The organism is Halocynthiibacter sp., from assembly GCF_049608145.1.
Classification (GTDB): Bacteria; Pseudomonadota; Alphaproteobacteria; order Rhodobacterales; family Rhodobacteraceae; genus Halocynthiibacter.
Genome location: NZ_JBMYXF010000099.1, coordinates 1 through 2,942 on the forward strand (window position 1 = coordinate 1; position 2,942 = coordinate 2,942).

Sequence of the window (2,942 nt, forward strand, 5' to 3'; positions counted from 1 at the left end):
TTTCCATATGACAGCTGCATTTGACGAGTTCCAACGCGAGCTGATTGTTGAAAATACCCGCGCCGGTCTCAAAGCCGCCGCAAAACGCGGAAGGCGTGGTGGCAGGCCAAAAGCCATGAACCAGCAAAACATCAAACACGCCGAGGCTATGCTCAAAGACACCGAAAACTACCCATTCATCGGTGATGTCATCGACCAACTTAAGATCGGCCGCACCGCATTTTATAAATATTTCCCCACAGACCGCATCAAGCAGCTGCGGCCTGAACACTCAGACGCGCCTCAAACATAGCTAAATCCTGTGGTGGGTTTGGTACCTTTATGCAAACGAACCCAAATCCCCGAATCGCTTCTCAAGATCCAGCGCGACGAGATAACCGAGGACTGGCTGGCCCGGTTCCAAAAAGAGCTACCTACGTTGAACATCACAGCCGCATCGACGCCCCAGCGTCAGCCTCGCCCGGACCCGTCCAACCTAAGGCGACTGCTAACCGGAAAACCCTTGAAACCTTACCCCCACACTTACTAAGGCTTACGCCGTAAAAGCTTTGACAGGCCAAGCCAAAGTGCTCCAGGGGCGATGTAAAGAACCACATCGCTAACCGGCCGATGCTGAGCGCAAAATCGAAACCAACCGGCCACACTACCGGCACGCACGCGGTATTTAACAACGCGCGTGAACATTTTTCGACGAAACGCGCCATGGCCCTTTAGAAAGTCTTGATGCTTCAGAAGAATATACTCAAACCCGCGAAACCTGGCCCGCGCACCAGCGGCCTTGGTGATGCTAGATTGATCAGACGCGCTGCGCACCGGATCATGGATCAAGATAACACCTGGTGTCTGATCGCAGTAACAACGGTGTCCGGACGCAGCGAGGCGCACTGAAAATTCCGTATCCTCGTTGACGTCGATGCTCTCATCAAGCCCGCCAACCGCATCGAATGCCGCCCGCGTGATCCAGCAACCCATGCCCAGACCGGCCTGACGATACTTGAGCGGCGTTTCATCACCCAGCACCCCCGCAGGCGAGATTGACTGGACTTCCGTCCAGGATCCGTCAGGTTCCAAATGGTAGGACGCGGAAAAGCCAAAGGTGCAGTCATCTGGCAAAGAGTCGATGCGACTAATTACGCGGAGACAGTAATCCTCAACCAACAAATCATCATCATCCAAGAACATCAGAACCGGCGCTTGCGTCTGACGCACCCCGAAATTGCGGGCAGCAGATGGCCCATGAGGTCCGGGGTTCACATACAAGATCATTCGGGGATCGGTGACCTCCCTTAAAGCGTGCGTCGCGGGTGGATCACTGGCATCGTCAACGACAATCACCTCCCCATCCTCCGGCAAGGCGGCCAACACTGAGGTCACGGCACGGCGTACTCCTTCCGGCCGGTTCTTGGTGGGGATGACGAAGGATACACGTGGTGACATGAAGATAACCTTTGTTGCAAGTTGTGTTCGACTTTTGCGGGACTATCCCAAAAGGCAGCACAGATGGGGAAAAAATATTTGTAGCCATGCCACATTTCCAGCTATGGCATGGCTGGAAGCTGTCGATCATGTACCATAAGTCACCGTTCCTGCCCCCGGACACGCCCTGCTTCGAACGCTCCAAAAACCCTCCTTTTTGGAAGGGTAGGAAAAAGGCCTGTTTTCCGCCGCCACAAACCCCGTTCAAAACTGATGGCGTTTTGGAAGGTTTCTGAAACTATCGCCACCACCATCCGCGCCGAGGCTTTTCCGCCAACTTCTCAGCCATACCGCGCCATTTATCACGGTCACTTTCTGCTTGATCCCGTGCGCGTTCTGCTGCGTCTGCTCGTATAGTTTCTGCCGCTAGCTTTTCGCGTAATTCGGGGCTTTCTTCAGGGTGTGCGGGGTGTGCGATCCGCACAGTGTGCGCGCACCACTCATCCAGATCGTCCTGTGAAATTCTCCAATGGTTCCGATTGTCTCTATTGGCCTTTAATTTATGGTTATTTATAGCCCTCATAATGGCCCAACGAGAGACATCTGCGACCTGTGCGGCCTGTGCGGGTGACATGTGCGGAAGGGTGTGCGGTGCCATCAGATCAGCGCGCCGAATAGCTTTTGCACCATGTGGTGAATGTCTTCTCAATACTGACCATATCAAGTGGGATCGACTTCTCTCCGCACCACTTGCGAAAGTTGTCTGCCAACAGGCGTAAATCTGGCACATGCCGCCCGTCAATGCGCGGTGCATTATCTCGCGCGATCTGCTCCCACGGCGGGCAACTCTTCACCGTTCCAAATTCTGGGAATGCGGCCACTGGTGTTTCTGCGGTCCCATCCTGCCGCGCCTTGCGTCCGACCTTGGGACGGTCCAGTTCAGCCTTAACTTTGGTTAAGTTTTCCTCGACTTCCCAAGCTATCTCGACTTCAGCCACTGTGCGCCCGATCTTGTGATAGGTGGCAGTCAGGTGCAGCCGGGTTAGGTCGCTGTTTATCTCAGTAATTGAGGGTTCAATGGCACGGGATTTTAGATGCGAAAACCGTTCGAGTTTTCCTTCAGGTACTCCAAGAACCATCCGCAAATCAGCCACAGAAAAACGCTTGCTCGTGACGTGTTTGAGGCCTGTTAGGCTGCTGATATGCTGGAACAGCAAAACCGAGTATTTGCTGCCCAAATGGAACACTGCTTGGCGATCAAGGATTGCCCAATGGTTCGATTCATGCGCCATGTCTCGGAAAGCTCGGCCAAAGTACCAAGAAACAAGAGTATCGCCGCTGACTTCGTGGCGGTAATCGACGACCGCATGATCTAAAAGCCCACCGATGGTCACGCGCATTTTTTCGGGGTCGTCTTGGGTCATGGTCGCCGCGCTCAACTCCTCAAACAGCGGCACAATTCGGCCGCGTGTCAGGTTATCCATTCCATCAATGCCCTTGAGGTCTGAAAGCCTGATTTCGTGGCG

4 protein-coding genes are annotated in these 2,942 nt (G+C 54.1%); 1 reads left to right on the forward strand and 3 read right to left on the reverse strand.

Annotation, left to right across the window (positions count from 1 at the left end):
* Positions 1–292: recombinase family protein (locus tag ACPGUT_RS15875; RefSeq protein WP_423993068.1), on the forward strand; the 292-nt coding region annotated here is incomplete at its 5' end.
* 233 nt (positions 293–525) lie between these two features.
* On the opposite strand, the gene ACPGUT_RS15880 is transcribed toward ACPGUT_RS15875, so the two are convergent.
* The 3 genes from ACPGUT_RS15880 to ACPGUT_RS15890 form a co-directional block, all read right to left on the reverse strand.
* On the reverse strand, positions 526–1,437 hold the full coding sequence (locus ACPGUT_RS15880) for a glycosyltransferase family 2 protein (protein ID WP_423993070.1): 912 nt from the start codon (positions 1,435–1,437) through the stop codon (positions 526–528).
* A gap of 277 nt (positions 1,438–1,714) precedes the next feature.
* Positions 1,715–2,074 carry a helix-turn-helix domain-containing protein gene (locus ACPGUT_RS15885; protein WP_423993072.1) on the reverse strand — a complete coding sequence of 120 codons (360 nt, stop codon included), beginning with the start codon at positions 2,072–2,074 and terminating at the stop codon, positions 1,715–1,717.
* Between the two features lie 4 nt (positions 2,075–2,078).
* The coding region (locus ACPGUT_RS15890; protein WP_423993074.1) for a replication initiation protein at positions 2,079–2,942 on the reverse strand (864 nt) is incomplete at its 5' end.